Here is an 18,062-nt window from a genome sequence, read left to right as displayed (position 1 = left end):
GGCTCAGCGGGCTCCTGCGGCCGGGCGCACGTCCTGCGCGCGGGTCAGTTCGTCGGCGCGGGCATCGTGCACCAGCCCGGGGCGCATGGCCCAGACATTCTTCTGGATATGGATCGGCATGATGCCGACATCCTCCATCGTCAGGCGCGTCGCCTCCTGCAGCAGGGCCTCGCGCTTGCTGTCGTCCAGCTCGGTCAGCGCGGCTTCCAGCTTGGCGTCGGCCGCCGGGTTGCTGTAGCGCCCGCCGTTGGAGCCGCCCCAGCCCTTGTCGCGCGACGGCGTCGCCGTCAGCGAGCGCAGCGGCGAGGAGGCCTCGGCCGAGGCGGTGCCCCAGCCCGACAGGAAGGTGCCGAACTCGGCGCGCGAGCGGCGGGCGACGAAGGTGGTCCAGGGCTGCGCCTCGACCTGCGTCTGGATGCCGATGCGCGACCACATCTGGCCGACCGCCTGGATGATGCGGGCATCGTTCAGGTAGCGGTCGTTGGGGCCGGACAGGTTCAGGCGGAAGCCGTTGGGGTAGCCGGCCTCGGCCAGCAGCTTCTTGGCGGCGTCGATGTCGGGGCGCGCCGGCTCCAGCCCCGGCACGTAGCCGAAGGTGCCGGGGGGCAGGAACTGCGCGGTCGGCAGGGCGCTGCCTTCCATCACGCGCGCCACGATGGCGGCGCGGTCGATCGCCATGTTCAGGGCGCGGCGGACGCGCACGTCGCGCAGCGGGTTGCGCGGCAGGGGCTTGCCGTCATTGTCCTGGATAAAGGGGCTTTCGCCGTCGCGCGTCTGGTCGGTGCCCAGGAAGATGACCCGCAGCCCGTCCTTTTCGCTGATCTGCACGCGGTTCTCGCGGCGCAGCCGGGCGATGTCGTTGGTCGGCACCTGGTCGATCATGTCGACGTCGCCGGCCAGGATCGCCGCCATGCGGGCGCCGTTGTTGGTGATGATCCGGTAGGACACGCGCGACCAGGCGGGCTTGGGGCCCCAGTAGCTGTCGTTGCGCTCCAGCTCCAGCCGGTCGCCGGAGCGGAAGGACACAAAGCGGAACGGCCCGGTGCCGACCGCGAGCGTGCCGGCGTTGAAGCCTTCCGTGGTGGCGTTGGCGTGGGTTTCGCTGTCCAGCATGGACACCTGCGCCAAATCCGTCGGCAGCAGCGGATAGGGACCGTCGGTCTTCATGCGCACGGTCAGCGGGTCCACCACCTCCACGCTCTTCACCGCGCGGGTGTAGATGGCGTAGCTGGAAGGGCTGTTCGGCACGGTGGGCACGCGGCCGATGGTGAAGGCCACGTCCTCGGCGGTGAAGGCCTTGCCGTTGTGGAAGGTGACGTTGGGCCGCAGCTTGAATTCCCAGGTGTCGGGCGCGACGGGCTTCCAGCTTTCGGCCAGGCCGGGCTGCAGGCGCCCGGAGGAATCAAAGGTCGTCAGGCCGCCGAACAGCATCTCGGCGACGGCGAAGTTGGGTGACAGGGCGTGGTAATGCGGGTCGAGCGAGGTGACCTGGGCGCCGACCGCGATGGTGATGTTCTGGGCCCGCGCAGGCAAGGACAAACCGATGGCCAACGCCGAAACGGCGGCCAGACCGGCCGCCCTGTAACTCTGCTTCATCAAAAAAATCCCCCAGAGGCTGCCGCCTTCTTACCGCCACACTGTAGCAGCGGGGGGCATGTCTCGCCAGATGAAGTGGGTTTCACTGTCATCCCGTGGAAACCGTTCCGCCTCTTTTTCAGTCACATCGGCGGCAGCCTACTCCTCGGTCGCCTCCGCCACGGGCAGGATGGACGTCTCCTTGGCCGAGCCGATCGCCAGCAGCGTTTCCGTGCGCGCCACACCGGCATGGCCGCGCACCGCCTCGGCCACGAAGCGCTCCACCGCGGCGAGGTCGGGCAGGCGCAGTTTCAGCAGGTAAGTCCAGCCGCCGGTCACCCGGTGGCATTCCAGCACCGGCTCGGCACCACGCATGGCGGTGCGGAAGGCGGTCTCGTCCTTGCCGGCGCGCAGCTCCACGAACACGAAGGCCAGCATCGGGCAGCCGATGGCAGCCGGGTCCAGGTCGGCCCGCCAGCCACGAATGGTGCCGCGCTCTTCCAGCCGCTTCACGCGTTCCGCGGTAGCCGACACCGACAATCCCGCGACCTTGGCCAGTTCGGCCAGCCCGGCGGCCCCGTCCTCTTGCAAGGCCACGAGGATGTTCCGGTCAATTTCGTCCATGACAATAGGATATCCGGCGCGGGACGCGCTTCAAACAAAAAAGGCGGGGAGGTTGCCCTCCCCGCCCGCTCCGCCGGGTGGCGGAAGCCTCAGATGTAGTGCTCAGCCAGCGGCGCGAAGCCATTGAAGCCCTGGCTGGCATAGGTGGTAACGTAGGCCCCCGTCGCCAGCAGCTCCACCCGGTCGCCGGCGTCGAGCGCCAGCGGCAGGCGATAGTTAGACTTCTCGTACAGCGTGTCCGTGCTGTCGCAGGTCGGGCCGGCGATGGTCACCGGGCCGTCCTCGCCACCGTCATGCGCGGTGCGGAAGGCGTACTTGATGGCCTCGCCCTCCGTTTCCGCCAGCCCGCCGAAACGGCCGATGTCCAGGTACACCCAGCGCACCGGGTCGTCCTTTTCCTTGCGCGACACCAGCACGACCTCGGACGACAGCACGCCCGCGTCGCCGACGATGAAGCGGCCGGGCTCGACCACCATCTCCGGCAGCGCATTGCCGAAGGCCTCGGCCATGGCGCCCATGATGGCATCGCCGATCGCGTCGATCTCCGGCACCTCGGAGCGGTAGCGCACCGGGTAGCCGCCGCCGATGTTGATCATGCGGACGTTCACGCCATCGCGCTTCAGGTCGGTGAACAGCAGGCCGACCTTGGCGATCGCCGCCTCATAGGCCGCGGTGCGGGTCTGCTGGCTGCCGACGTGGAAGGAGATGCCGAAGGCGTCGAGGCCCAGCTCGCCCGCCAGCGACATCAGCTCGCGCGCCATCTCGACCTCGCAGCCGAACTTCTTGGACAGCGGCCACTCGGCGCCCACGTTGCCCACCAGGATGCGGCAATACACCTTGGCACCCGGCGCCGAGCGGGCGAGCTTGCGCAGCTCCGGCTCGGAGTCGAAGGCGAACATGCGCACGCCGGCGTCAAAGGCCGCCTTGATGGCGCTTTCCTTCTTCACCGTGTTGCCAAAGGAGATCGCCTCCGGCGCGGCGCCGGCGCGCAGGCAGGCCTGGATCTCTTCCCAGGACGCGGCGTCGAAGCAGGAGTCGAGGTCCACCAGGCGGCCGAGGATCGGCGCGGCCGGGTTGGCCTTCACGGCGTAATAGATGCGCGCCAGCGGCAGGGCCGCCTTGAGGCGGCCGTAGTTCTCCGCCACCCGGTCCACATCCACCACCAGGCAGGGGGTGGCCGGCACGGTGTCGCGCAGGAACTGAGAAACCTTGGGGGTCATCGCACACCCTTCCATTCGGAATGTGAAGGACCTCCCCCGCCCATGGCAGGATCAGCCCCAAGTTGACGAAACGGTCGAACGAACCAGCGACCAAAGAAGAGCCGGTGGGGCCTGCGCCGTCACCGGGGTTGCCAGAACGCTTGACGTCGTTGCGTAAACCTTTGGCTGGTCTTGCCTGCCGGGGGCCTAGAGGCACGTGCGTACTGCGTCTGAGGGGGCATATAAGGATGACGCCCGGATCGCGAAAGAGGTTTCTGCGGGAGTGGCCGGTGTTTTTCCGCATGTCTCCCCTGCATGGCGGAAAGTTACCTTGGGCGGCGCCGTGCCACGGGCTTCCTCCCGCGCCGAAGCGATGTTTCAGGCGAATCCGTCCGCCCGCGCTTGCTGCGGCGCGGCATGCAGCCGCAGCACCGCCTCGGCGGCCCGCGCCGCCAGCGCCGGCAGGCTGGCTTCCTCGTCCGGCCGCACCAGCCCCAGCTTGGCGCGGACAAACAGGTCGCCCCGCAGCAGCGACAGGAATTGCTCCGCGGCCAGCTCCGGATCGGCCGTGGGGGGAAGGGCGCCGCGCGCCTGGGCGGCGGCCAGCCAGGCGGCCAGCCACTGCTGCATGGCCAGCGGCCCCGCCGCGTAGAAGCTGTGCGCCAGGGCGGGAAAGCGGCCGCTTTCCGCGATCATGACCCGGTGCAGCGCCCGGACCTCGGGGCGCAGCATGAAGCGCAGCCAGTGCAGGCCCAGCTCCTCCAGCGCCTGCCGCAGCGGCCGCGGTGCCCCGGCCAGCAGCGCCTCCGCCCGCAGGCGCATGGTGGCGCAGCCATCGACCACGATGGCCTCGAACAAGGCCTCCTTGCCGGTGAAATGGGCGTAGAGCGTGGCCTTGGACACGCCGGCGGCGCGCGCCACCGCGTCCATCGCCACGGTGGCATAGCCATCGGCCATGAACAGCTCCGCCGCCGCCAGCAGGATGGCGCGGCGCTTGGGGCTCTGGTGTTCGCTCAGCAGGTCGATGGCAGCGGACATAAAGGGCGGGCATCCGGAACAGGCGGCGGGGGCAGGTTGAACTGAACGGTTCAGTCCGGTCTTGACACGCAGCATGCCCTGGCGCACTTGCTGGGGCAAGGTGCACTGGACCGTTCAGTTCACCTGAATGGCGCAGCAAGGCCCCGTGCATGAACGCACCCGTTTCTCCCTCCGCCGCGATGGAGGCCAGCCGCGCCTCGGCCACGCCGCCCCCCGCGCCGCCGCGCCGGCCCGTGCGCTGGGTGCTGCTGCGCGTGGTGCCGGTGGTGCTGCTCCTGGCCGCCGCCGTGTTCGGCACCTGGTATTGGCGCACCGGCCGCTTTCTGATCGAAACCGACGACGCCTACGTGCAGGGCGACATCAGCGTGCTCGCCGCCCGCATCTCGGCCGACGTCGCCGCCATCTCGGTGGCCGACAACCAGCCGGTCAAGGTCGGCGACCTGCTGATCGAGCTGGACCGTCGCGACCTGTCCAATGCGCGCGACCAGGCGCGGGCCACCCTGGCCGAGGCGGAGGCCGCGATCGCCACCCTGGCCACCCAGGAAACGCAGCAGCAGGCGCAGATCGACGCGGCGCAGGCGCAGATCGAGCAGGCACGCGCCGAGCAGGTGCGGGCGGCGTCCGACGCGCGGCGCACCCAGGCGCTGGTCGGCGGCGGCTATGCGTCGCGCCAATCCTCCGACCAGGTGGTGGCGGACCAGCGCAAGGCCGAGGCGGCGGTGACCGCCGCCCAGGCGCAGCTGTCCGTGCAGCAGCAGACGCGCGGCGTGCTGGCCGCGCAGCTGCGCCAGGCCGAGGCCCGCCGCGCCCAGGCCGCCGCGGCGCTGGCGCAGGCGGAAACCAACCTGTCCTACACCGCCATCCGCGCGCCGGTGGACGGCATCGCCGGCAACCGCGCGGCGCAGCTTGGCCAGCACGTGCAGCCGGGGCAGCAGCTGATCGCCGTGGCGCCGGCGCCGGAGCGGCTCTACGTGGTGGCCAACTTCAAGGAAACCCAGCTGCCCCGCATGCGCCCCGGCCAGCCGGTGGAGGTGACGGTGGATGCCATCCCCGGCGCCATGTTCCACGCGCGGGTGGACAGCTTCGCCCCCGCCACCGGCAGCCAGTTCAGCCTGCTGCCGCCGGAGAACGCCACCGGCAACTTCACCAAGATCGTGCAGCGCGTGCCGGTGAAGCTGGTGCTGGAGCAGGGCCAGGACGCCGCCGCCCTGGCGCGGCTGCGCCCCGGCCTGTCCGTGGTGGCCGAGGTCGACGCCCGCGCCGACCCGGACGCGCCGCGCGGCGTCTGGGCCGCCATCGCCAGCCTGTTCTGACGCCGTGAGCGCCACCACCACCGACCGTGCCGGCGGGCCGCCGAACCCCGCGCCCAACCCCGCCGCGGCGGCGGGCCCGGCGGCCATGACGCCGCGTGCGCGCATCGGCTTCATGGCCATGGTGTTCGGCATGTTCATGGCGATCCTGGACATCCAGATCGTTTCGGCCTCCATCTCCGAGATCCAGGCCGGCCTCGCCGCCAGCCCGGACGAGGCGAGCTGGGTGCAGACCTCCTACCTGATCGCCGAGATCGTCATGATCCCGCTGTCGGGCTTTCTGTCGCGGCTCCTGTCCACCCGCGTGCTGTTTACGGCGTCGGCCGCCGGCTTCACGGTGTTCTCGCTGTTCTGCGCGCTGTCCTCCTCGCTCGGCACCATGGTGGTGTTCCGCGCGGCTCAGGGCTTCATCGGCGGCGCGATGATCCCGACGGTCTTCGCCGCCTCCTTCATGCTGTTTCCGCCGGCCAAGCGGGCCAGCGCCACGGTGATCATCGGCCTGACCGCGACGCTGGCGCCGACCATCGGGCCGACGCTGGGCGGCTGGCTGACGGAAAGCCTGTCCTGGCACTGGCTGTTCCTGATCAACGTGCCGGTCGGCATCGTCATCGCCACCACCGTCTGGCTGACGGTGGACATCGACAAGCCCGACCGCTCGCTGCTGGCGCGCTTCGACTGGTGGGGGCTGGCGGCCATGGCGGCCTTTCTGGGCAGCCTGGAATACGTGATGGAGGAAGGCCCGCGCTGGGACTGGCTGCAGGACGAGACGGTGGCGGCCTTCGCGGCGCTGTGCCTGGTGGCGGGCGTGGTGTTCTTCTGGCGCGCCTTCACCCGGCCGGAGCCGATCGTCGACCTCGCCGCCTTTCGCGACCGCAATTTCGCGATCGGCTGCTTGTTCAGCTTCACCATGGGCATCGGCCTGTACGGCGCGGTCTACCTGATCCCGCTCTTTCTGGCGCGCGTGCGCGGCTACAACTCGCTGCAGATCGGCGAGGTGATGTTCATCACCGGGTTGTGCATGTTCTTTGCCGCCCCCGTCATCGGCCGGGCACTGGGCAAGCTGGACCCGCGGCTGATCCTGGCCTGCGGATTGTCGCTGTTCTTTCTGTCGCTGTGGCTGACGGCGCGGCTGACCACGCAAAGCGGCTTCGCCGAGATGGCCTTTCCGCTCGGCCTGCGCGGCGTGGCGATGATGATGTGCATCGCCCCCGTTAACCAGATTGCGCTCGGCACCATCGCGCCGGAGCGGCTGAAGAACGCGTCCGGCCTGTACAACCTGATGCGCAACCTGGGCGGCGCCGTCGGCCTCGCGGTGATCAACACGCTGGTCAAGGACCGCTCCTTTCTGCACCGCGTGCACCTGGGCGAATCGCTGAACTGGGCACGGCCCGAGGCGCTGCGCTACCGCGACACCCTGTCGCAGCTGATGGCCGGCGGGCTGGGCGAGGCTCAGGCGCAGATCGCCGCGCTGGCGCGCATGAAGACCATGGTGACCCAGCAGGCGCTGGTGCTGGCCTACAACGACACGCTGCTGGTCATGGCGGCCTGCTTCCTGATCTCGCTGCCCCTGGTGCCGCTGCTGCGGCGGCCGCGTGGGGGCGGGGGCGGGGCGCATTAGGCATCCAGGTCCGGGGGGAGAATGAATTCTCCCCCCGGACCTGCCTCACGCCGCGTCGCCATTTCGTCACGCCACCGTCAGCGCCACGCAACACGGCGCCAGTAACAGCCCGGCCACAGGCAACCGGGACACCGCCCCACCATGCGTCGCATTCTGCTGGCCGCCACGGCCCTCTCGTTCATCGCCCTCGCCGCCTCGGCCCAGGAGGAGCGCCGCTTCGAGGCGCGGCTCGCCGGCCACGCCATCCTGCCGGCGCTGACTCTGACGTTGCCGCCCGCCGACGCGCCGCGCGACGCGCTGCTGGCCGGCAAGTTCACCGGCGCCGACGCGCAGCGCGCCGACCGCGCCGGCAGCCTGCCCGGCACCACCGGCCCGGCCCCGGGCGGCCGCCCCACCGGCCTGTCGCTGCCCTTCATCGGCCAGGCGGTGCAGGGCTTTTCCGGCATCAAGCCCGTGCAGGGCGAGCCCGGCGCCTTCTGGGTGCTGACGGACAACGGCTTCGGCAACAAGCGCAACAGCGGCGACGCGCTGCTGATGGTCCACAAGCTGCGCCCCGACTTCAGCCAGGGCGGCGTCGCCGTGGAACGGACCATCTTCCTGTCCGACCCCGACCGCCGCGTGCCCTTCCGCATCGTCAACGAAGGCACGGACGCCCGCTACCTCACGGGCGGTGACTTCGACCCGGAAAGCATCCAGCCCATGGCCGACGGCAGCGGCTTCTGGATCGGCGAGGAATTCGGTCCCTTTCTGTTCAACGTCGATGCCGAGGGCCGGGTCCGCCGCGTGGTGCAGACGGTGCTGGACGGCCAGGTGCTGCGCTCGCCCGACCACCCGGCCGTGAGCGTGGGCGCCACCCCCACCGCCGGCGCCGACTTCCGCTCGCGCCGCTCGGGCGGCTACGAGGGCATGGCCATGCTGCCGGACGGCAGCCGCCTGTGGGCGCTGCTGGAAAAGCCGCTCTACACGGCTGGCAGCGACCGGGCGGAAGGCGACTTTCTGCGCCTGCTGGAACTCGACACCGCCAAGGGCGAGTGGACCGGCCGCACCCTGAAGATGCGGCTGGCCGAGGGCGCCGTCTCCATCGGTGACTTCAACATGATCGACGACCGCCGCGCCCTGGTGATCGAGCGCGACGACGGCGAGGGCGATGCCTCGCTCGCCTGCGCGGCCGGCGCCAACCCGCCCGGCTGCTTTCCCACCCCCGCGCGGGTCAAGCGCGTGTCGCTGATCGACCTCGGCGCCGTGGATGCCGAGGGCTTCGTGCGCAAGCTCGGCTTCATCGACCTGCTGGATATCCGCGACCCCGACAAGCTGGCCCGCACGCGCGGCGACCGCGCGGCCGGCGCGCCGGACGACCGCCTGGGCTTCCCCTTTCTGACCATCGAGAACGTGGCGATGGTGGACGCGGACACCATCATCGTCGGCAACGACAACAACCTGCCCTTCAGCGCCGGCCGCCATCTGACGCGGGCCGACGACAACGAGATGGTGCTGTTGCGCGTGCCGGAACTGCTGCGCGCGCGCTGAAGCCCGGGACACCAGGCCGGGGGATGAATCCCCCGGCCCCCCATCTTTTTTCTGTGCGGTTCCGGTGCGGGCGGAACGGTCGCGCCAGCAACGAACATCAATATTGACGTGGCAGCGGTGGCGCCGTCCTCGCCCCTGGCGCGCGAAGCCAAAGCAAAACAGGAACAGGCTGGAAGGCCGGGGGAATCCATTCCCCCGGCCTTCCTCTTGCGGCCCAGGCCCCGCCCGCCTACCCCTGGCGCGGGGCCGTGGCGATTCGCGGCCCATGTCGCCCTGGCCGGAGAGTTCCCGCATGATCTATCGCGACGCCACCGCCGCCGACCTGCCGGCCATGGTCGCGATCTACGCCCACCACGTGCTGACCGGCACCGGCACCTTCGAGGAGGTGCCGCCGGACGCCGCCGAGATGGCCGCCCGCATGTCCCGCGTGCAGGGCCAGGGCTGGGGCTGGCTGGTGGCCGAGGATGAGGGCGAGGTGAAGGGCTACGGCTACTACGCCCAGATCCGCGACCGCTCCGCCTATCGCTGCTCGGCCGAGGATTCCATCTATGTGCGCGACGACGTGCGCGGGCAGGGGGTCGGCAAGGGGCTGGTGGCGGCTCTGCTGCAGCATGCCGAGGGCACGGGCTTCCGCCAGATGTTCGCGGTGATCGGTGATTCCGAGAATGTCGGCTCGATCGGCCTGCACCTGTCGCTCGGCTTCCGCCAGGTGGGCGTGCTGCGCGCGGCGGGGGTGAAGTTCGGCCGCTGGCTGGACGTGGTCTACATGCAGCGCGCCATCGGCGTGGGGGACCGCGCGCCGGCCTGACGGCCGCGGTTGCCAGGGGGGTGGGGTGACGTGCCACTCTCCTCCGCATCCCGGCCCGCGCAAGGAGGCCGGCCAGCAGGGGAAAGTCACCGATGATCCAGACCCAGACCGCCGGTCGCCGCGGCATGCTCGGCGTCTCGGCCGCCGCCGTGCTGGCCATGTCCGGCCCCGCCGCCGCGCAGCAGGCGAGCCGCGACTATGGCCCCGGCGCCCCGCCCGCCCGCTACCCGGATGCCGATATCGTGGCGCTCGACCCCAAGCGCTTCACCGCCCGCCTCGGCAACGGCGGCATCCGCCGGCTGCACACCGGCATGGGCTGGGCGGAAGGCCCCGCCTGGCACGCCACCGGCCGCTTCCTGATCTGGTCCGACATTCCCAACGACGAATGCCTGCGCCTGACGGAAGAGGATCGCCACGTGTCCCGCCGCTTTCGCGCGCCGTCGGGCTATTCCAACGGCAACACCTTTGACCGCGAAGGCCGGCAGGTCAGCTGCCGCCACTTCCAGCGGGACGTGGTGCGCTACGAGCCGGACGGCAGCCTCACCATCCTGGCCGCGCGCGGCCCCGACGGGCCCTTCAACGCGCCCAACGACGTGGTGGTCCACCCCGCCGACGGCGCCATCTGGTTCACCGACCCCGGCTACGGCGCGCTGATGAACTACGAAGGCAACCGGGTGCCCGAGGCCGCCAGCTCGCCCCGCCCCTTCATCAAGGAGGCGGTCTACCGCATCGATGCCGGCGGGCAGCTGACCAAAGTGGCGGACCAGCCCTTCAAGCCCAACGGCCTGTGCTTCAGCCCCGACTACCGCACTCTCTACGTCGCCGACACCGGCATGTCCCACTACCCCGAGGCCGCCAGCATCATCTGGGCCTACGACGTCGATGGCGGCCGCCTGAGCAACCCCCGCACCTTCTGTTCCATGGAGATGGACGGCAAGACCGGCATGGGCGACGGCATCCGCTGCGACGAGGCCGGCAACCTCTGGGTCGCCGCCGGCTGGGTGGGGGAGGGCTACGACGGCGTGCACGTCTTCGCCCCCGACGGCACCCGCATCGGCCAGATCAAGCTGCCCGAGATCTGCGCCAACATCTGCTTCGGCGGCACGCGGCGGAACCAGTTGTTCATGTGCGCCAGCCAGTCGCTTTACGTGCTGCCGGTGGAGACAAAGGGCGCGCATTTCTGCTGAGGGGGGGGGAAGGTCGGGGGAAGGAATTCCCCCGAACCCCCATCTTTTTTCTGTCAGTTGGCGCTGTGTCGGCTGGGCGGGATTTGATAAAAATTGACTCGCGCGCCGAACACTTCGGCGGTGGAGGTGCCAGCGCACCCCCGAAACGGCCGCCCTGGTAAAACAGATCAAAGAAAAGATGGGGGTCTGGGGGAATTCTCTCCCCCAGCCTTCACTCCGCCCTGAACCGCGCCACCGTCACGCTGTCGCCCTGCAACGCCGCCGCCACGGCTGCGCGCCCCGCCTCGGTGGCCGTCACCGCCACCACCTCCCGGAACTCCAGCCCCTCTCGCATCCGCGCCAGGAACAGCCGGTCCAGTGCGATGGAGACGGGGTTGCGCGGCTGGCAGCAGGCGCAGCCGATGGGGTGGGGGGTCGCGACCGGCGTGGCGTAGCGTTCCACCCGCGCCGTGCCGGCGGGCAGGGGGGCGCCATCCTCCGCCAGCACCACGGCGCCGGGCGGGGCCTCGGTGGCGGCATCCAGCAGGCGGACGGGGGTGCGGGCATCGAGCGACCAAGTCATGGCGCTAGACATAAGGAACTCTTTATGTCATCCGCAAGCCCATGGAGCCCCTGCTCACCCAATTGCGCGCCAGCGCCGAGCCGACCCGCCTGCGGTTGCTGGCACTCTGCGCGCGCGGCGCCTTCTGCGTCAGCGAGTTCTGCGCCATCCTCGGCCAGTCGCAGCCGCGCCTGTCGCGCCACCTGAAGCTGCTGGTCGAGGCCGGGCTGCTGGAGCGGTTGCCGGAAGGCGCCAACGCCTATTTCCAGCTGGCCGACGAGGCCGGGCTGGCCCGCGCCCTGCTGGCCCGCCTGCCGGAGGACGATGCCACCATCGCCGCCGACCGCCGCGCGGCTGCGCGCATCGCCGCCGAGCGGGCGCGGGTGGCGAGCGAGAGCTTCCGCGCGCATGGCGCGGATTGGGACGAGATGCGCGCGCTGGGCCTGCCGGCGCCGGCGATCGAGGCGGCGCTGGTCAGGCTGATGCCGAAGCGCGTGGCGCGGGCGGTGGATATCGGCACCGGCACCGGCAAGCTGTTGGACGTGCTGGCGCCGCGCGCCGACGCCGTGCTGGGCTTGGACGCCAGCCGCGAGATGCTGGCGCTGGCCCGCGCGCGGCTGGCCGAGCGCAACCTGGCGAATGCCAGTGTGCGGCTGGCCGACATGTACCGCCTGCCGCTGCCGGATGCGGGCTTCGACCTCGCCACCTTGCAGATGGTTCTGCACTACGCCGACGACCCGGTGGCGGCGCTGGCCGAGGCCGCGCGGGTGCTGAAGCCCGATGGCCTGCTGGTGGTGATCGACCTCGCGCCGCATGAGCGCGGCGACCTGCTGCGCGGCCTGGCGCATCGCTGGCCGGGCTTCGACGACGCTGCCATCGCCGGCTGGATGGGCGAGGCCGGCTGCGCGCCTTTGCCGCCGGTTGAGGTGGCGGGGCCGCTGGCCGTGCGGCTGTGGCCGGCCCGGCGGATGGCCGCCGCCGCCGCGATGCTTCCCGAAACGACCCTGCAGTTCTAACGAAAGTTTCTGATCATGGCTCGTCCGCACCTGCTCGATGCCCTGCGCGACCGCGTGTTGCTGTGCGATGGCGGCATGGGCTCGCGCGTCCAGGCGCTGACGCTGGAAATCGAGAAGGATTTCTGGGGCAAGGAGAACTGCACCGAGGTGCTGAACCTGTCCCGCCCCGAGCTGGTCCGCGAGATCCACCGTGGGTACTACGAGGCCGGGTCGGACATGGTGCTGACCAATTCCTTCGGCGGCTCGCCGATCACGCTGGAAGAGTTCGAGCTGGGCAGCCGAGCCTTCGAGATCAACAAGCTGTCCGTCGAGCTGGCGCGTGAGGCGGCCGAGAGCTTTGCCGACGGCCGCGACCGCTGGGTGATCGGCGACATCGGCCCCGGCACCAAGCTGCCGACGCTGGGCCATATCGACTACGACACCCTGGAAGCCGCGCTGGTGGTGCAGTGCGAGGGGCTGATCGCCGGCGGCGCCGACGCGCTGCTGACGGAAACCAACCAGGACACGCTGTTCATCAAGGCGGCCGTCAACGCCGCCAAGATCGCGAAGTCGCGCGCCAACAGCGACATCCCGATCTTCGTGCAGGTGACGGTGGAAACCACCGGGACGCTGCTGGTCGGCAGCGACATCGCCGCCGCGGCCACCGCCATCCATGCGCTGGACGTGCCGCTGATCGGGTTGAACTGCGCCACCGGCCCGCAGGAGATGGCCGAGCACGTGCGCTGGCTGTCGCAGAACTGGCCGGGCTTGCTGTCCTGCCAGCCCAATGCCGGCCTGCCGGAGCTGGTGGACGGCAAGACGCACTACCCGCTCGGCGCCGAGGAGATGGCCTCCTGGATGCAGCGCTTCGTCGAGGAAGACGGGCTGAACCTGATCGGCGGCTGCTGCGGCACGTCCATCCCGCATATCCAGGGGCTGGATGCGATGCTGCGCCGGATCTCCGGCAACAAGGCGCGGCCGGCGCCGGCGCAGCGGTCGCACCACTGGGTGCCCTCGGTCGCCAGCCTGTATGGCCAGACGTCGCTGCGGCAGGAGAACAGCTACTTCTCCATCGGCGAGCGCTGCAACGCCAACGGCTCCAAGCTGTGGCGCGAGCGGCAGGCGGAACATGATTGGGACGCTTGCGTCTCGATCGGCCGCGAGCAGGTGGGGGAGGGCTCCAACTCGCTCGACATCTGCACGGCCTTCGTGGGCCGCGACGAGATGGCCGAGATGAACGAGGTGGTCCGCCGCTTCACCGGCTCGGTCAACGCGCCGCTGGTGATCGACAGCACCGAGACGCCGGTGATCGAGGCGGCGCTGAAGCTGCATGGCGGCAAGCCGATCATCAATTCCATCAACTTCGAGGACGGCGAGGCCGCTGCGGCGGACCGGCTGAAACTCGCGAAAAAGTTCGGCGCCGCCGTGATCGCGCTCACCATCGACGAGGTGGGCATGGCCAAGACGCCGGAGGACAAGCTGCGCATCGCCGAGCGGCTGGTGGACTTCGCCTGCAACCAGCACGGCCTGCCGCAAAGCGACCTCTTGATCGACCCGCTGACCTTCACCATCGCGACGGGCAACGAGGACGACCGCAAGCTGGGCGAATGGACGCTGGAGGGCATCCGGCTGATCCGGGAGAAGTTCCCGGACATCCAGATCATCCTCGGCCTGTCCAACATCTCCTTCGGCCTGAACCCGGCCTCGCGCCACGTGCTGAACAGCGTGTTCCTGGACTACGCGGTGAAGGCGGGCATGACCGGCGCCATCGTGCATGTGTCCAAGATCAAGCCGCTGCACTCCATCCCGGCCGAGGAGGTGAAGGTCGCCGAGGACCTGATCTTCGACCGCCGCAGCGAGGGCTACGACCCGCTGCAGAAGCTGCTGGAGATGTTCGCCGGCCGCAAGGCGGCGGATTCCGCCAAGAAGGTGAAGGCCGAGACGGTCGAGGGCCGCCTCAAGGACCGCATCGTCGACGGCGACCGCAAGGGGCTGGACGAGGAGCTGGCCGATGCCATGGCCCAGGGTCTCAAGCCGCTCGACATCATCAACGGCATCCTGCTGGAAGGCATGAAGGTCGTCGGCGAGCTGTTCGGCGCCGGCAAGATGCAGCTGCCCTTCGTGCTGCAATCGGCCGAGACGATGAAGGCCGCCGTGGCCTATCTCGAGCCGCACATGGAGAAGATCGAGGGCCAGGAGAAGGGCACCATCGTGCTGGCCACCGTGCGCGGCGACGTGCACGACATCGGCAAGAACCTGGTCGACATCATCCTCACCAACAACGGCTACAAGGTCGTCAACCTCGGCATCAAGGTACCGCTGGCCGACATGATGGTGGCGGTGAAGGAACACAAGGCGCATGCCATCGGCATGTCGGGGCTGCTCGTCAAATCGACTGTCGTGATGAAGGAGAATCTCGAGGAGATGTCCCGCCAGGGGCTGGAGGTTCCCGTGCTGCTGGGCGGCGCCGCGCTGACGCGCAACTTCGTCGAGGACGACTGCGTCAACGCCTACAGCTCCGGCCGCGTGGCTTATGCGCGCGATGCCTTCGACGGCCTGCACCTGATGGACCGCGTCATGGGCAGCGACTTCGACGGCTATCTCGGCACCGTGCAGCAGAAGCGCGCCGGCAAGTCCAAGAACAGCACCCGCGTGCTGGGCACCGCCGACCCGCGCGGCTTCGCGCCGGTCGATGTCAACTACGCGCAAAGTCGCCGCCGGCGCCTGACGGCGAACGAGCCGGTGCCTGTGCCCCCCTTCTGGGGCAGCCGCGTCATCACCAGCGACCCCAAGGCCGTGGTGCCCTTTCTGAACGAGCGCAGCCTGTACCAGTTCCAGTGGGGCTTCCGGAAGCAGGGCCGCAGCCTGGAGGAGTTCATCGCCTGGGCCAAGCAGGAGCTGCGCCCCGTGCTGCGCCGCATGCTGGCGCTGTCCGAGCAGGACAACATCCTCAAGCCGCAGGCCATCTACGGCTATTGGAAATGCGCCGGCCAGGGCAACGACGTGATCCTGTTCGAGGAGGACGGCGTGACGGAGGCCGCGCGCTTCACCCTGCCGCGCCAGCCCAAGGAGGACGGCGATTGCATCGCCGACTTCGTGCGCGACATCGACGACGGGCCGGAGCATCGCGACGTCATCGGCCTGCAGGTGGTCACCGTCGGCCAGAAGGCCAGCGACCTGGCGCGCGAATGGTTCGAGGGCAACCGCTACCAGGACTACCTCTACCTGCACGGTCTCTCGGTCGAGATGGCGGAGGCGATGGCCGAATACGTCCACAAGCGCATCCGCGCCGAGCTGGGCTATGCCGGCGAGGACGACCGCGACATGGAGAAGATGCTGTCCCAGGGCTATCGCGGCGGCCGCTACTCCTTCGGCTACCCCGCCTGCCCGCGGCTGGAAGACCAGGAGCCCTTGCTGAAGCTGCTGGATTCCGACCGCGTCGGTGTCTCGATCAGCGATGAATGGCAGTTGCATCCGGAGCAGTCGACCAGCGCCATCGTGCTGCATCACCCGCGCGCCAAGTACTTTTCCGTCTGAGCGGGCCACCTCCGGCCTTCGGGGGGGGGGCGCTGCCCCCTCAATCCTTTCCGCGCTCCCCTCCCTCGGTGCGGTGCTGACGGGCGGGGATTTCCCCGAAATCGATGGCCTGGGAAGCAGTGGCTGCTTTCGCCGGCGTCGCCGCAACAAACAGCGGGTCCGGGGGGCGAGGCCCTGGCGGGGAGAGTTTGAAAGGGGCGGCGCCCCTTTCAGGAGGCAGATGCGCCGCCCGCGCCGTAGCCTCGGCTGCACTTGCATGGCGCGGCGCCACCTTCACGGCAGCGCCGCAAGATGATGCGCAGGCCTGGGTCCGTTTGCCAAACTTGCAGCAAAAAAGCCGATCTTTCGGAAAAATGCGGTGCGTGCTCTTCTCTTTCTTCATGGTCGCGCGCTAGAAGGCGCCCCACGCGGAATTGGAGCGGCGCAGGTGGTACCGGATCGGGCATTGAGGTTGGCGGCGGGCAGCGTGGGCATTGCCTTCGCGGTGCTGGGGTTGAAGTCGGCCGCCTGGTGGCTGACCGGCAGCGTCGCGCTGCTGGCCGATGCCCTGGAATCCGTGGTCAATGTCGCTGCCGCCGTCGCGGCCCTGCTGGCGGTGCGCCTGTCGGCCGAGCCGCCGGACGCCAACCACCCCTACGGCCACGCCAAGGCGGAATACTTCTCGGCGGTGCTGGAAGGCGCGCTGATCATCGTCGCCGCCCTGCTCATCCTGAAGGAGGCCTGGGGCGCCTGGCTGATGCCCCAGGCGCCGGACGTGCCCTGGATCGGCCTGGCCATCTCGGTGGTCGCCACGGCCATCAATACCGTCTGGGCGCTGAAGCTGCGCCGCGAAGGGCGGTTGCTGCGCTCGCCGGCGTTGCTGGCCGATGCGCGGCACCTGTTCTCGGATGTCGTGACCTCGGCCGGCGTGGTGGTCGGCGTCGGCATCGTGGCGCTGACGGGGCTGCTGTGGTTCGACCCGCTGCTGGCCGCGCTGACGGCGGTGAACATCCTGTTTTCCGGCTGGCAGCTGCTGCGTGAAAGCGTCGGTGGCCTGATGGACGAGGCGGTGGAACCCGCGCTGCTGGCGCGCATCCGGGCGCTGATGGGACAGGAGGCGGAAGGCGCGCTGGAGATGCACGACCTGCGCACCCGCCATTCCGGCCGCACCACCTTCGTGGAATTCCACCTGGTGGTGCCGGGGGACATGGCGGTGCGGGAATCGCACGAGATCTGCGACCGGATCGAGGCGGCGCTGAAGGATGAACTCGGGGCCGCCGTCATCACCATCCATGTGGAGCCGGAAGCCAAGGCCAAGCACCAGGGCGTGCTGGTGCTGTGACCGTCCGGGCCGCCGCGCGGCCGGAACACAGCCCCTGGCTACGCGGCGCCGCGCTGGCCGCCGCGCTGGCGCTGCACGCGGCGGTGCTGCTGGCGCTGCTGTGGCGGGCCGAGCCAGGGCTGCCGCCGCCGCCGCCGCTCTACGGCGTGCCGCTGGTCTTCGCGGGCGTCGCGGGGCCGGACGAACAGGGGGCCGGTGCCGCGCCGCCCCCCACGGCCCCCGGGCCGGCGGAGCCCGCGCCGCCGCCGGACATCCCGTCCCCCGAGCCCGCGTCCTCCGAGCCCGCGCCGCCAGCCCCGGCCGCCGGGCCATCCCTGCCTCAAGCTGCCCCGCCGGACGCGCCGGCCCCTGTCGCCCCGCCGCCACCCCGCCCCCAGGCACTGCCCTTGCCGCCCCCCCCGGCACCCGCCGCACCGCCGCCGCCGCCGGAGGCCGCGCCCGGTCCCATCCGCCTCGGCGCCGGCTTGGCGCTGGCCGAGGCGCCGCCCGGTCCCGACCGCAGTGCCGCCCGCCCGCGTGAGATCGGCTGCAACGACGCCACCGAATACCCCGCAGCACTGTCCCAGGCCGGCATCGGCGGCGACGTGCTGCTGCGCCTGCGCCTGACCGACAAGGGCCGGGTGATCGAGGCGCGCGTGGTGCAGTCCAGCGGCCATGCCGAGCTGGATGCCGCCGCGCAACGCGGCGTCCGCCGCTGCCGCTTCGAGCCTGCGGTGCGCGACGGCGTGCCGGTCTGGAGTTCGCGCGACTGGCGGACCACCTTCAGGCCCACGGCCGGCTAG

At 70.2% G+C, this 18,062-nt stretch carries 14 protein-coding genes; 9 read left to right on the top strand and 5 right to left on the bottom strand.

Annotation, left to right across the window (positions count from 1 at the left end; all coding sequences use genetic code 11):
- Positions 1 to 3: 3 nt before the first annotated feature.
- The 4 genes from IAI59_RS00870 to IAI59_RS00855 all read right to left on the bottom strand — a co-directional run bounded on the left by IAI59_RS00870 (position 4) and on the right by IAI59_RS00855 (position 4,436).
- Positions 4 to 1,596 (bottom strand): ABC transporter substrate-binding protein, encoded by a 1,593-nt coding sequence (locus tag IAI59_RS00870; protein WP_207417726.1) that lies wholly within the window; start codon positions 1,594 to 1,596, stop codon positions 4 to 6.
- A 138-nt stretch (positions 1,597 to 1,734) separates the two neighbouring features.
- Entirely contained in the window at positions 1,735 to 2,199 is a 465-nt protein-coding gene (locus IAI59_RS00865; protein WP_207417725.1) for an Lrp/AsnC family transcriptional regulator, read from the bottom strand.
- An 89-nt stretch (positions 2,200 to 2,288) separates the two neighbouring features.
- Entirely contained in the window at positions 2,289 to 3,419 is a 1,131-nt protein-coding gene (locus tag IAI59_RS00860) for a type III PLP-dependent enzyme (RefSeq protein ID WP_207417724.1), read from the bottom strand.
- 357 nt (positions 3,420 to 3,776) lie between these two features.
- Complete coding sequence (locus IAI59_RS00855) at positions 3,777 to 4,436, bottom strand: TetR/AcrR family transcriptional regulator (RefSeq protein ID WP_207417723.1); 660 nt, start codon at positions 4,434 to 4,436, stop codon at positions 3,777 to 3,779.
- 149 nt (positions 4,437 to 4,585) lie between these two features.
- Between IAI59_RS00855 and IAI59_RS00850 the strand changes: the two genes are divergently transcribed.
- From IAI59_RS00850 to IAI59_RS00830, 5 genes are all read left to right on the top strand, one after another.
- A complete protein-coding gene (locus IAI59_RS00850; protein WP_207417722.1) occupies positions 4,586 to 5,749 on the top strand; it encodes an HlyD family secretion protein in 1,164 nt (387 codons plus the stop codon).
- 4 nt (positions 5,750 to 5,753) lie between these two features.
- Positions 5,754 to 7,364 carry a DHA2 family efflux MFS transporter permease subunit gene (locus IAI59_RS00845; RefSeq protein WP_237181167.1) on the top strand — a complete coding sequence of 537 codons (1,611 nt, stop codon included), beginning with the start codon at positions 5,754 to 5,756 and terminating at the stop codon, positions 7,362 to 7,364.
- Between the two features lie 141 nt (positions 7,365 to 7,505).
- Complete coding sequence (locus IAI59_RS00840; protein WP_207417721.1) at positions 7,506 to 8,891, top strand: esterase-like activity of phytase family protein; 1,386 nt, start codon at positions 7,506 to 7,508, stop codon at positions 8,889 to 8,891.
- Between the two features lie 292 nt (positions 8,892 to 9,183).
- Positions 9,184 to 9,699: a GNAT family N-acetyltransferase gene (locus IAI59_RS00835; RefSeq protein WP_207417720.1), complete on the top strand. Its 516-nt coding sequence runs from the start codon at positions 9,184 to 9,186 to the stop codon at positions 9,697 to 9,699.
- A gap of 92 nt (positions 9,700 to 9,791) precedes the next feature.
- Positions 9,792 to 10,886: an SMP-30/gluconolactonase/LRE family protein gene (locus tag IAI59_RS00830; RefSeq protein ID WP_207417719.1), complete on the top strand. Its 1,095-nt coding sequence runs from the start codon at positions 9,792 to 9,794 to the stop codon at positions 10,884 to 10,886.
- 211 nt (positions 10,887 to 11,097) lie between these two features.
- Here IAI59_RS00830 and IAI59_RS00825 read toward each other — a convergent pair whose 3' ends face one another.
- Complete coding sequence (locus tag IAI59_RS00825) at positions 11,098 to 11,460, bottom strand: hypothetical protein (RefSeq protein ID WP_207417718.1); 363 nt, start codon at positions 11,458 to 11,460, stop codon at positions 11,098 to 11,100.
- Positions 11,461 to 11,489: 29 nt separating this feature from the next.
- Here IAI59_RS00825 and IAI59_RS00820 point away from each other — a divergent pair, with 29 nt between their 5' ends.
- From IAI59_RS00820 to IAI59_RS22915, 4 genes are all read left to right on the top strand, one after another.
- Positions 11,490 to 12,443 (top strand): ArsR/SmtB family transcription factor, encoded by a 954-nt coding sequence (locus IAI59_RS00820; protein WP_207417716.1) that lies wholly within the window; start codon positions 11,490 to 11,492, stop codon positions 12,441 to 12,443.
- 15 nt (positions 12,444 to 12,458) lie between these two features.
- Complete coding sequence (gene metH / locus IAI59_RS00815) at positions 12,459 to 15,959, top strand: methionine synthase (RefSeq protein WP_207417715.1); 3,501 nt, start codon at positions 12,459 to 12,461, stop codon at positions 15,957 to 15,959.
- Between the two features lie 445 nt (positions 15,960 to 16,404).
- A complete protein-coding gene (locus IAI59_RS00810) occupies positions 16,405 to 17,280 on the top strand; it encodes a cation diffusion facilitator family transporter (protein ID WP_237180746.1) in 876 nt (291 codons plus the stop codon).
- Positions 17,277 to 18,062: an energy transducer TonB gene (locus tag IAI59_RS22915; protein WP_237181166.1), complete on the top strand. Its 786-nt coding sequence runs from the start codon at positions 17,277 to 17,279 to the stop codon at positions 18,060 to 18,062. The genes IAI59_RS00810 and IAI59_RS22915 overlap by 4 nt, the downstream gene beginning before the upstream one ends.

Origin of the sequence: Roseomonas haemaphysalidis (genome assembly GCF_017355405.1) — a bacterium.
GTDB lineage: Bacteria > Pseudomonadota > Alphaproteobacteria > Acetobacterales > Acetobacteraceae > Pseudoroseomonas > Pseudoroseomonas haemaphysalidis.
The sequence above is the reverse complement of the archived record's forward strand: the minus strand, read 5'-3'. Positions and strand labels throughout refer to the sequence as shown.